Here is a 12,470-nt window from a genome sequence, read left to right as displayed (position 1 = left end):
GGGGAATATTTAGGCAGCCAATACGATATTAGACATGCCGTTATAGAAGGTGGTGAAAGTTGGGAACTTGGGCTGAGACGGATTCAGCTATATATCAATAGTATTGTCTTAAAGGATGTAAAATGGGGCATTAAAGACGGAAAATGGCAACCTATAAATGTCCCTTTAGGTGAAGGTATGGTCGATTTTAAGCGGTATTTTTCATTACTTAAATCCTATAAAATCAATGTCCCTGTATCTTTACATGTAGAATATGATTTGGGTGGTGCTGAACACGGAGCCACTGAAATTAGTATCCCAAAGTCGGAAGTGTTTGCAAGGATAAAAAAGGATTTAGATTTTATTAGAGCCACATGGAAATCCGTCTAAACACAAACACATAATATATTTATTACAAGCAACTTATGGTTAAAAATAATTTAACCGGATCGGATTACAGTCAATTTTATAAGCGATTGCACTAAGCAAAGAAAGTTGTGCTTGGTATTTTCGACAAACAAAAAACAAGAACTTATGAAAATGACCACAATGACATCCATGCTTTTTAGCGCTATCTTTTTATTTTTCGCCTGTGAAGACGACGATAACAACGACACTGATATTGATGATCAATATGAAGTTGAAGCCGATGGTGTAGCCTATACCGAAACCGATGATGCTGCTGCAGATATCTATAATACAATAGTTGCGACATTAAATGCCAATGATAATAATGGAATTGTAGCAGAAGTGAATCACTCAGAAAATGCCGTAAATGCGGGATTAACTTTAGATTACACGCGTACAGTATATTTCGGAAATCCAGCTTTAGGAACACCTGTAATGCAAGATAACATTACCGCAGGTTTAGATCTTCCGCAACGTATTAGTGTGTATACCAATGCCGATGGAAATACTGTAATTGCATACAATACGATAGATTATATTATCAACAGACATGATATAGGAGATGTATCGACTACAGCAACTATAGAGAATGCATTAGCCAATATCGTAGGATCTGCTACAGACGAAACGATTATGATTAATGAAGTAGATGACGACGATTGGGATGGTATAGTCACAGTGACGAGTCCGAATGATTTCGACACCACGTATAACAATATTATCACTACTTTAAATAGTTTAGAACCAATTACCATCATGGCAGAATTAGACCATCAAGCGAATGCCGCTGGTGTAGACATGACCTTAGGAGCTTCAAAACTTATTATCTTTGGAAACCCCGTTTTAGGTACGCCATTAATGAACGCGTCTAGAACGACTGCTTTAGACTTGCCTCAAAAAATGCTAGTTTATGAAGATGCAGATGGCGGTGTAAATATTATTTATAACGATCCGAGTTATATTGCCGATCGTCATGATATAGATGATAATGAAGACACCATCGCTACCATTTCGCAAGCACTAGAAAATATTGCTGCTTCTGGAGCTGCTGAATAATTAAAACAACATACTAGATAACACAAAAAGCTGTGATACACTTAATTGTATCACAGCTTTTTGTATTCCTAAAAATCAAATAAACGTTATAACCAACACATAATCTTCATGTTAGAGTTGCTATCTGTTTAAATAGCAGTTATGCCTATCTTGTCGTTTTAGGAATGGTTTTACTGTAGATGAATGCTATAAGGTCCATCAGCAGATTTCAGTTTAAAATTCATTACCTTTACAGGCTCATTTTCAATAAACCACATGCTTTTTAACTCTATAGATTTTGCTGTTTTTTTGCCAATTCTATTTTTAGTGTATTGGAGTTTACACGCCCATTTAAAAGCTCAGAATATTTGCATCGTACTTGCCAGTTATCTGTTTTATGGATGGTGGGACTGGCGATTTTTAAGTTTAATTATATGCAGTACTCTAGTAGATTATACCATTGGACGCCGTCTTGGCTCTGAAAAGCACAAACGGAAAAGAAAGGCCTTACTTTGGACCAGTATAGTTATCAATCTCGGACTCTTAGGCGTTTTTAAATATTACAATTTCTTTCTAGATACTTTTATTACGGCATTTTCGTATTTCGGAACAGACATACAAGCACGTACATTACATTTAATATTACCTGTTGGCATTAGCTTTTATACCTTTCAAACCCTTAGCTATACTATTGATGTATATCATAACAAACTTAAGCCCACTAAAGATGGTATCGCTTTTGCTGCTTTTGTTAGTTTTTTTCCTCAATTAGTAGCAGGTCCTATTGAACGGGCCACACGCCTATTACCTCAATTTTTAAAACAAAGAGTTTTTCATACCACCAATGCCATTCGCGGTATACGCTTAATATTATGGGGATTGGTTCAGAAAGTAGCCATTGCAGATGCCATTGCACCTAGTGTAAACGATATTTTCGCAAATTACGCCCAATACCCTTCCTCTACTTTAATATTGGGGATGTTTTTATTTTCGTTTCAAATTTACTGCGATTTTAACGGGTATTCATTAATCGCAAGAGGTGTTGCAAAACTATTCGGATTTGAATTGATGGTCAATTTTAATTATCCTTATTTTTCTAGACACATTAGTGAATTTTGGGGCAAATGGCACATCTCATTATCTACTTGGTTTAGAGATTATGTATACATTCCCTTAGGCGGTTCTCATGAATCCAAATTAAAAACAATACGCAATATTGGTATTGTCTTTTTAATTTCAGGTTTATGGCATGGTGCGAATTGGACATTTGTGACTTGGGGTGGTTTACATGCGCTTCTTTTTTTACCGCTATTATTTATAAAACACACTAACACTCATACTGCTACATTGACTTTAAATAAATGGCTATTACCTTCTATAAAAGACGTGTTTAACATACTATCTACATTTATCTTAGTGTCTTGCTGTTGGATCTTTTTTAGAGCAAATTCTATAGACACTGCTATACATTTTATCGCACACATGTGCCGGTTTGATTTTGAATACATCACCTATTTAAATCCATACGACAATCAGCCTTTAGGGATTGAATATCTATTTATTTTCGCCTTTATCTTGATAGAATATTTACTAGCAACCAAACTTATCCATATTTATTCTGAAAATAAATATATCGGTATTTTAGTCGATGCGCTGCTTCTACTTATCATTATAACAGGAGCTCAAATTGGAGCAAACACCTCCTTTATATACTTTCAATTTTAATGAAACACTTTGTTACCTACATATTATGTTTAGTACTACTGTTTATGGTGATGTTAGAAGCCACAACACGGTTGTTTCTTCTCAGTTCGGATGTTATTCCTGAAGCGAACATCGGTAATAACAAACTGTATCTTCCACATTCAGATGGTATTTGGATAAAAGGTGGTCGACATGAAATTACAAGTCATTATAAAATCAATGCACAAGGATTTAACAGCTTAAAAGATTATAATTCCCGTCCGGACGACAAACTTAACATTGCCATTATTGGCGATTCGTATATCGAAGGCTTTCATGTAGATGTGGAAAATTCTATTGGCAGGCAATTAGAACAGCTAACCCAGCAAACAGTAGAAGTACATGAATATGGAAAATCGTCCGGTAACATTGTAGATTATGTGCAGCTCTTTAAACAATACACCGCACAGAAATACGATTATACTTTTATACTCTTAACAGATCTCGACTTGGCGTTTTACGAGGCCGCTTTTATGGGGAAAGGGAACACCGTTACTAAGAGTACAAGCTTTAAAAACGTATATACACATTTTGCAAGCATTCGTTATCTAAATAGTAACCTGATGTTAAACAAAAAACTACAACAACTGTTTAGAAGCGTAAATCCTTTTAAAAAATCAAATGCTTCAACAGACAGCAATTTAAATATAGATGCCCTACAAGCCTTTGATAGCAGCTGTTTGATTTTATACGAACCGCAAAGATTAGATATAGATCGTATTCAAAATTCATTAACAATACCTAGTATCCCTATTAAACATCAATACATTCCAGATCACGAGCCTTTTGATTATCATTGGAATAGTAATGGCCGACACAATTGTGCTTTAACCATTAAAACGTATCTAGAAAGTATAGATGCTTTTAAAAAAGCGCCTTCAATGTCTAAAATCATGAAGTAAGAACACATGATTTATAAATTCTATTTAAATTAGGTTAAACTGAAATAGTAAGCACACCAACCATTACATACTCTGTGTGTAATAGTTATAATCTTTTAAGACGGCATCTATAAATGCTTTGTCGTTTTTATGAGTAGATTTAATACCGGTAACTTCTATAATCTTAGTCCGTAATTTCACTAACGTATTATAATCGTTTGCTTTAACAGCCATATTAAACGTATCTTTAATAATTCTAGCATCGTTATCAGACAAGCGAATTACTGAAGGGTATAACGGTTTATATGACTCTGTAATGGTTTCTAAAATGGTGTCTGAAAACTTCACATCGTCTTTTAAGTAAATCACCACTGTATTTGCGATCAGGTCTCCGAAACGCTGATTCTTTTCTGTGAAAATAATCAACAAAAACCCGACAAGCTTCCCCACAATAAACACAAAAACCAACAATTCTTCTTCGGTATCTAAGCCTAAAGAGGCCAAGTAAATAAAAATTAAGGAGAACAAATTAAAGTCTATAGTTCGTAAAAACCAACGTATGGTATAATCGGTTATAGACGGCTTAAAACCGTCACGATGTATCACTCTAATTTTCAGCAACATTTTCCCTAAGGTTTGTCCGTTTAACAAAATTTCAGAATACAACGAATAAAACGTCACGGGTAAAAAGATTAAGACATCTATGGCTTTAATAGTCCAGTGGTCGCCACCAAACGAATCGTCAATCAAACGGAAATTTAAAAACTGATACGCAAAATAGATATATGCAAACTTAATAATGTTATCTATAATGAAAGCAAACAGCCGCTGACCACCGGTAGCTATCGTAAAATTAATATCAACATTTTGTGCCGTTTTTATTTGGAGTCTTTTCATGCAATGATTAAATTCGCCTTAATGAGAGAAGTCGCTTTTATAAAGCAAAATAAAGAAAAATGGCTTGAATTTGAGCACATAAGTTCAAATAAAGAAAAAAAAAGTCCCGACGATATTGCCAACCTACACATTAAAATCATGAACGATTTAGTGTATGCGCAAACCTATTACCCTAAAAGTAAGGTCACCACATATTTAAACAAACTGGCTAAAAGTAGTTTTGATCATGTGTATCACACCAAAAGGCAAGAGCAGCATATAGTCTTACATTTCTTTTTTACTAAAATTCCCCTACTCGCTTATAAACACCGTAAGTACATTTACTTGTCTTTTATCGTGTTCTTTATCTGTTTTTTTATTGGCTTGTTATCTACCTTTAATGATGATGCGTTTGCTAGACAGATTCTCGGACATGCGTATGTAGATCAAACTATAGAAAATATTGAAAGTGGCGATGCTATGGCCATTTACAAAAGCGGTAGCAATTGGGGTACGTTTATTGGCATATACGACAACAACCAACGTGTGGGCTTAAACATGTTTTTATCGGGATTATTTTTAGGAATAGGCACCGGATTTTACATTGCATATAACGCCATTATGGTCGCTGTATTTCAAGCTTTTTTCTATCAGCATAATAGTTTGTTTGATAGTTTTAAAGGCATCTGGATTCACGGAACTTACGAAATTTTTGGTATGATTATAGAAGCCGCAGCCGGTTATATTATAGGAGCAAGCTTATTATTTCCGGGCACCTTAAAACGTTTTCAGTCCTTTAGAATTGGCGTACGCGAAGCCTTTTATATTTTTATAAGCACCATACCTTTTACCATTTTAGCTGCATTTTTAGAGGGCTATATTACTAGATATTCTAACACCATGCCTGTGGTATTATGTTTCACTATTATTTTAGGTAGTTTGGGAACTATAGGGTATTATTATCTCATTCTTCCTTTTAAAGTGGCTAAACAACATGCGTTAAGATGATAAAAAAAGCCCTATATCTTATCATCTTTATCATTGCTCAATACAGCTTTGCTCAGGAGATCACGACTTATTCACAAACGGAAACAGATACGATTGAGGTAAACCCCAGCACGGTTGCTGCGCAAGACTTATCCTATAATTCTAATTTAAAAGACAAATACAACGAAGAAGATTTTCAGTATTTCGACACTATTAAAGCCAAAAAGGAAACCGTAAAAGAACCATCAGATTTCGACTACGGGTTTTTAGAGAGCTTTTCAACTTTCATGACGTCGGCTTTCCCATTTATCTTAGGCCTAATTATTGTATTTATTATCATCAAATCGGTATTGGGATTACAAGGTCGCTTTTGGTCGGTTAGCTCTGCACCTAAAACCGTAGCCGATCCTCTAATTTACGAAGAGGAAGATTTGCACGACACAGATTTTAATACCCGACTAAAACACGCCATTGCAAATCAAGATTACCGGCTTGCCACGCGCTACTATTATCTGTCGGTGCTAAAAGTTTTATCTGATAAAAAGACAATCACTTATCACAAAGACAAAACCAATACAGAATACCAATTCGAAATAGAAAACAAACCACTTCGAGAGCAGTTTAAAAACATCTCTTACATTTATAATTATGTGTGGTATGGCGAGTTTCCTATAGATGCTTCACAATTTCAGACTATAGAAAACAGTTATAAATCCATCTTTAAATCTATCTCGTGAATATAGCATCTAACATACAAAAACTATGGGTTTTCCTGATGCTATGTAGCGTTTTTAGCTGTGATAGAACCGATTGGAACGAGAACTTTAAAGAAAGTAGCAAAAGTCCATTTGGTACTTACATTGTTTACGAAGAAGCCGAAGCTTTATTTGATAGTGAGGTCTTATCCCTAGACCAAAATATATACGATTATCTGTTTGAAGAGATGCATGAAGACCATTTTGGGAATTACATCTGTATTAAATCGGATGCTGAAAAATTAAACACCGATGGGATTAATTATTTATTAACTTATATTGAACGAGGAAACCATGCGTTGTTATCGCTCAATAATTTTCCGCCGCATTTAAAAGATACGTTAGGCATTACGACTACCAATTTAGATTTTTACGAATATACACCAGTAGCCTTAAAAGCATTAGATGGCCGTTTACAATTAAAAGACGAAGCGTTTAATACTCAAACCTATACTTACGATAGGAACATTAGACGACACTATTTTGAAACCTATAATTCCAATACTAGTGTGGTGTTAGGTACGGTAGAAGTCGATGGCGAGCAAAAACCTAACTTCTTAAAAATATATTATGGTGAAGGCACCATATTGTTACACGCCACGCCTATAGTGTTTACTAATTTCAATTTATTGAACGGTCGCGAAGCCTATGCCGCACATGTCTTATCATATTTACCAGACAATCCTATAGTGTGGGATCCGCAGATTAAATCCAGTCAGTACTCCGAAACACCGGAAAAGCCTCAAGATTCTATGTTTGTATTCTTTTTAAAGCATCCGTCTTTAACGTGGTTTTTAATGGTGTCTCTATTTGGTTTACTCCTGTTTATGCTCTTTAATGCCAGACGTAAACAACGCGCAATTCCCATTATTAAGCCTTTAGAAAATTCTACGGTAGCCTTTGCGCAAACCATCTCGAACTTATACCTTAAAGAAGCCGACCATAAGAATTTAGTCGATAAGAAAATCACCTACTTTTTAGAAAAGGTACGAGAACAATATCTTATAAATACTTCGAATTTAAACCGAGAGTTTATAGAAACTTTAGCCCTAAAATCTAATAACGATTTTACGAGCACCAAATATTTAATAAATACCATCATAGCTTTAAACAAGAAAACAGAATGTACAGATGTAGAGTTGCTTGTTTTAAATAATATGATCGATAAATTCTTTAAAACATAATTCTATGGAAGACCAAATACCTACAGAAGACTCCGCACACTTAGATTTTAAAAACCGCCTAGATGTCTCCGAACTTCAAGAGGCTGTATTTAATATTAAAACGCAGTTAAAACAAGTAATTGTCGGTCAGGCCGATATGATGGATTTGCTAATCGTAGCGCTTCTAGCAGACGGACATGTACTTATTGAAGGCGTTCCAGGTGTAGCCAAAACCATTACGGCAAAATTACTATCCCGGACTATGGATATCGATTTTAGTCGCATACAGTTTACACCCGATTTAATGCCTTCAGACATTTTAGGAACCTCTGTATTTAATGCTAAAACATCGGACTTTGAATTTAAGAAAGGGCCTATTTTTTCGAGTATGATTTTAATAGACGAAATTAACCGTGCTCCTGCCAAAACCCAAGCTGCTTTGTTTGAAGTGATGGAAGAAAAACAAGTCACTATTGATGGAGAAACCTATACCATGAAAGCACCGTTTATCGTGCTGGCAACTCAAAACCCCATTGAACAAGAAGGGACTTACCGTTTACCAGAAGCCCAATTAGACCGTTTTCTGTTTAAAATTAATGTGGCTTATCCGACAGCCGATGAAGAATTAGAAATCATCATGAGAGAGCAAGCCTTAATTAATACCACAAAGCTTGAAAAAATAGCGACCATTATTAGTGGCGCTCAAATTGAAGGTTTTAAAGCAATTATCAATCAAATTAGTTTGGAAGAGAATCTTTTAAAATACATTGCCAATATTGTAGTCAATACACGTTCTAATTCCTTTTTATATTTAGGCGCTTCTCCACGAGCTAGTATTGCCATTTTAAAAGCATCTAAAGCCTTTGCAGCTATAGATGGGCGTGACTTTGTAACCCCAGAAGATATTAAAAGAGCCGCTGTACCTGTATTACAACATCGTGTAATCGTGACTCCAGAACGCGAAATGGAAGGTGTAAGCAGTCAACAAATTATTGAGCAAATTATAGAAACCGTGGAGATTCCACGATAATAGAATGAAGCAACTCTATAACACATTATTTTTAAACACCAGGTTATTCTATATTTTAGGAGGCATTGCTGTCCTTTTTGTAGTTGGCTATTTTGCGCCTATTGTATTTTATATCACTAAAATACTCTGTTTAATTCTTGGGCTATTAGTGATTATCGATATCCTGATCCTTTATAAATTTAATGATGCTGTTACAGTTACTCGCACCTTACCAGAACGTTTATCTAACGGCGATACAAATACCATTACGCTTCAGATTACCAATACATATCCGTTTATTTGTCATTTAGATATAATTGAAGAATTGCCATTTCAATTTCAAAAACGCGATTTTCTTTTTAACATCAAGCTTAAAACACAAGAGCAGAAAACCTTGCGTTATGATTTGAATCCGACCAAACGTGGTACTTATAATTTCGGATACACCAATGTGTACGTCTCTTCCCCTTTACAATTGGCAACTAAAAAATACATTTTAAGCGATACACAAGATTTAAAATGTTACCCGTCCTTTTTAAAACTAAGAGCCTTTCATTTTAGAGCATTTACAGATGCATCCATCTCCTATGGTACAAAAAAAGTGAGACGTATTGGGCATTCACTAGAGTTTGAACAAATTAAAGAATATACGTCTGGAGACGATATTAGAACCCTAAACTGGAAAGCCACAGCCAAACGCAATCAGTTAATGGTAAATCAGTATGTCGAAGAAAAAGCACAGCCCGTGTATGCAGTAATCGATAAAGGGCGTGCCATGCAAATGCATTTTAATAACATGAGTTTGTTAGATTATGCCGTTAATGCCACTTTAGCCATTAGCCATGCTGTTTTAAGAAAACAGGACAAGGCCGGTATGTTATCGTTCTCTAAACAGGTTGAAGATATTATTGTGGCAGAGCAAAGACATTCGCAAATGCACCTAATTTCGGAAGCGCTTTACAATATAAAAACAGATTTTTCTGAATCTGATTTCAGCAGTTTATACGCCGCTGCAAAACGTAAAATCACTAATAGGAGTCTATTTATTTTATATACCAACTTCGAAACTATGGATGGGTTAAACCGCCAACTCCCCTATTTACGTGCCTTGGCAAAAAATCATTTACTGCTAGTTGTATTTTTTAAAAACACCGAATTAAACACCATAATTCACTCCAAATCAGATAATATTCAAGGCGTTTACGATGCGATTATTGCAGAGAAGTTTATGTATGAGAAAAAGAAAATTGTAAAAGCCTTACAGAAATACGGCATTCAATCGGTGCTTACAGAGCCAGAAAATCTAACCGGAGACACTATCAATAAATATTTAGAATTGAAGTCTAGAGGGCTGTTCTAAACGCTATCACACTCTTTTTTGTGGACAAAATGCTTGTTATAACCGAAAGAATTATATTACATTAGCACCACTAACCTTAATTATTTATAAGCAATGAATTGGTATTTAAAAGTTTTAAAACAGTACGCCGACTTTAAAGGACGTGCAAGACGTAAAGAGTATTGGATGTTCTTTTTATTTAACATTATAATCTCTTACGCATTACTCTTCCTTGGAATCCTCTTAGAAAGTGGCTTATTAAGTACATTATCTACTATATATAGTTTAGCTGTGTTTTTACCTGGTTTAGCTGTAGGTGTAAGACGTGTACACGATGTTGGTAAAAGCGGCTGGTATTTATTAATCCCGTTTTATAACATATATTTAGTGTGCTCTGATAGTGAACCAGGAACTAACAACTGGGGAGATAACCCAAAAGGGATTGGAAACGACAGCGTAATAGACGCTATTGGTACAGAATAAATTATATTTCAACATATACTTACAAAAAAGGAGTAATAGATCTTAACAGATTATAACTCCTTTTTTTTATTTAAATTAGCACTACTAACCTAAAACCTTAATTATGAATTGGTATTTAAAAGTCATTAAAGAACATTATGCAGATTTTAAAGGACGCGCCCGACGCCAAGAGTATTGGATGTTTGTCTTAATAAACACAGCTATTTCTTGGTCATTAGCCATATTAGACTACTTTGTTGGATCAGGGATTTTTTCTGCGATTTCCGTATTATATTCTCTAGCTGTATTTATTCCTGGATTAGCCGTTTCCGTAAGACGCTTACATGATATTGGTAAAAGTGGTTGGTTTCTGCTGCTAATCTTTCTTCCTATTATTGGATGGATTTGGTTAATCGTGCTTTTTGCAACAGACAGTGAACATGGTCTTAACGCTTGGGGAGATAACCCTAAAGGGATGGGTAACAATAACGTCATTGATACTATTGGTACAGAATAAGGACGTTTCTTATTTCGACATACAATATTAAAAAGGTGTGAGTATCCGTTGGATGGTCACACCTTTTTTATATGCCTATTATTAATTTATTTTTCGAAACAACAAATACTTCTAATTATATACCGCGTTACAAATCGTTTTAATCTATTTTTTTATATGTCATTCTTAGTCCGTAACATGCATTCCAAGAAGTTAAATAATGGTTTCAGACTCAAATGTCTTGTCCTAAAAATATGGCTACAGTTTTAAATTGTTTTTAGGCAAATAATTGATATACCATATGTGGTGTTCTATAGTCTAAAGATAAATGTAATGATATGTCGTTGTACAATTTAATGGCACTTTTTGCAGTCTGTAATCCCCTATTAAAACACCCATTTGCCATAGCAAAATCAGGATTATTATATCATTTTTACTTGTTTTTTACCACAGTACTTTGTTGGGCACAGTTATTTATAGTTTATAATTCGAGTTTTAATATAAGTCAGATTTCCATTCTCAAACGAGTTTTTGGTAATCCAATTTTGATTGTCGTCCAATTCATATTCGTATTTCGTTGTTGAAATCAAGGAATCTTTGTGATTGTATTTTCTCATTTCTGTTAGCGTTCCACAATCATATTCATATTCCAGAGTTATATTCCGTTCCGGTTTTAAATAGTCAATATGCTTTGTTTTAGTTACCAATTCGGTTTTAAAATCACTAATTTCAAAGGTGTTGGTAATGGTATCGTTCGTTTCTTTATCAATGAATATTTGGGATAACGTGGATTCCTTCGAATTTCCGAAAAAACCATATTTATAATTTCCAACTTGTTTCGTGTAGAAGTCATTATATTCCGATTCAGATTGCGAGCTTTTAAGTTTTGAATTTTTGTAAGTGTAAGAAACAGTGATTGGTTCGGTGTCTTTAGATAATCCAACAGTTTCTTTAATCAGATTATTCTCATTATCATATGTAAACTCAATATCGATATTCTCATCAGCAAAAATATTGTATTGATAACGACTTATAATTTTATCAAGACTGTTGTATGTCTTTTTTGTCTTGACTAAAGTGTCCATAATTCTATTTCCAATCGAATCTTGTTTTGCCTGTATCGAGTATTCGGTCAAATTGCTGACACTTTTTGTTAAACCATTATCAAGTAATTCTGGTTTGTCACAACAACCAAATATGCATAAAGTCAGAAATAAAGTAAGTAGTCTGTTCATTTGGTTTTAATTGTGCCCAACGTCCCGGCTATGCGCAGTGCGGGATTGAAAATCCGAAACTTTCAACCTTGCACAAATGGTAGCCAAAGCTGCGTTTTGTGT

The 12,470-nt window shown here is 34.7% G+C and carries 13 protein-coding genes; 11 read left to right on the top strand and 2 right to left on the bottom strand.

Features of this window, described 5'->3' with window-relative positions; genetic code table 11:
- The 4 genes from AST99_RS18730 to AST99_RS08775 form a co-directional block, all read left to right on the top strand.
- The coding region (locus AST99_RS18730) for a sugar phosphate isomerase/epimerase (protein ID WP_232301602.1) at positions 1-369 on the top strand (369 nt) is incomplete at its 5' end.
- Positions 370-513: 144 nt separating this feature from the next.
- Entirely contained in the window at positions 514-1,443 is a 930-nt protein-coding gene (locus AST99_RS08785; protein WP_057781470.1) for a DUF302 domain-containing protein, read from the top strand.
- Positions 1,444-1,698: 255 nt separating this feature from the next.
- Positions 1,699-3,147, top strand: coding sequence for an MBOAT family O-acyltransferase (locus tag AST99_RS08780; protein ID WP_057781469.1), 1,449 nt, complete (start codon positions 1,699-1,701; stop codon positions 3,145-3,147).
- The gene (locus AST99_RS08775; RefSeq protein ID WP_157486342.1) at positions 3,147-4,067 is read left to right on the top strand and encodes a hypothetical protein; all 921 of its coding nucleotides are present in this window, start codon (positions 3,147-3,149) and stop codon (positions 4,065-4,067) included. The genes AST99_RS08780 and AST99_RS08775 overlap by 1 nt, the downstream gene beginning before the upstream one ends.
- Before the next feature lie 63 nt (positions 4,068-4,130).
- Here AST99_RS08775 and AST99_RS08770 read toward each other — a convergent pair whose 3' ends face one another.
- Complete coding sequence (locus AST99_RS08770) at positions 4,131-4,943, bottom strand: RDD family protein (protein ID WP_057781467.1); 813 nt, start codon at positions 4,941-4,943, stop codon at positions 4,131-4,133.
- A gap of 21 nt (positions 4,944-4,964) precedes the next feature.
- Between AST99_RS08770 and AST99_RS08765 the strand changes: the two genes are divergently transcribed.
- The 7 genes from AST99_RS08765 to AST99_RS08735 all read left to right on the top strand — a co-directional run bounded on the left by AST99_RS08765 (position 4,965) and on the right by AST99_RS08735 (position 11,154).
- Positions 4,965-5,930, top strand: coding sequence for a stage II sporulation protein M (locus tag AST99_RS08765; protein WP_057781471.1), 966 nt, complete (start codon positions 4,965-4,967; stop codon positions 5,928-5,930).
- Positions 5,927-6,646 (top strand): DUF4129 domain-containing protein, encoded by a 720-nt coding sequence (locus AST99_RS08760; RefSeq protein WP_057781466.1) that lies wholly within the window; start codon positions 5,927-5,929, stop codon positions 6,644-6,646. Before AST99_RS08765 ends, AST99_RS08760 begins: the two co-directional genes overlap by 4 nt.
- A gap of 38 nt (positions 6,647-6,684) precedes the next feature.
- The gene (locus AST99_RS08755) at positions 6,685-7,848 is read left to right on the top strand and encodes a DUF4350 domain-containing protein (protein WP_057781465.1); all 1,164 of its coding nucleotides are present in this window, start codon (positions 6,685-6,687) and stop codon (positions 7,846-7,848) included.
- Between the two features lie 4 nt (positions 7,849-7,852).
- The gene (locus AST99_RS08750) at positions 7,853-8,857 is read left to right on the top strand and encodes an AAA family ATPase (RefSeq protein ID WP_057781464.1); all 1,005 of its coding nucleotides are present in this window, start codon (positions 7,853-7,855) and stop codon (positions 8,855-8,857) included.
- Positions 8,858-8,861: 4 nt separating this feature from the next.
- Positions 8,862-10,196, top strand: a complete 1,335-nt coding sequence (locus AST99_RS08745) for a DUF58 domain-containing protein (protein ID WP_057781463.1) — start codon at positions 8,862-8,864, stop codon at positions 10,194-10,196.
- Between the two features lie 93 nt (positions 10,197-10,289).
- Positions 10,290-10,658, top strand: coding sequence for a DUF805 domain-containing protein (locus AST99_RS08740; RefSeq protein ID WP_057781462.1), 369 nt, complete (start codon positions 10,290-10,292; stop codon positions 10,656-10,658).
- Positions 10,659-10,761: 103 nt separating this feature from the next.
- The gene (locus AST99_RS08735; protein ID WP_057781461.1) at positions 10,762-11,154 is read left to right on the top strand and encodes a DUF805 domain-containing protein; all 393 of its coding nucleotides are present in this window, start codon (positions 10,762-10,764) and stop codon (positions 11,152-11,154) included.
- Between the two features lie 449 nt (positions 11,155-11,603).
- Here the strand turns inward: AST99_RS08735 and AST99_RS08730 are convergent, their stop codons facing one another.
- Positions 11,604-12,368: a hypothetical protein gene (locus AST99_RS08730; RefSeq protein ID WP_057781460.1), complete on the bottom strand. Its 765-nt coding sequence runs from the start codon at positions 12,366-12,368 to the stop codon at positions 11,604-11,606.
- Positions 12,369-12,470: the final 102 nt, after the last annotated feature.

It is taken from the genome of Formosa algae, assembly GCF_001439665.1.
Lineage (GTDB): Bacteria > Bacteroidota > Bacteroidia > Flavobacteriales > Flavobacteriaceae > Formosa > Formosa algae.
This window is presented reverse-complemented; position numbering and strand designations above follow the sequence as displayed.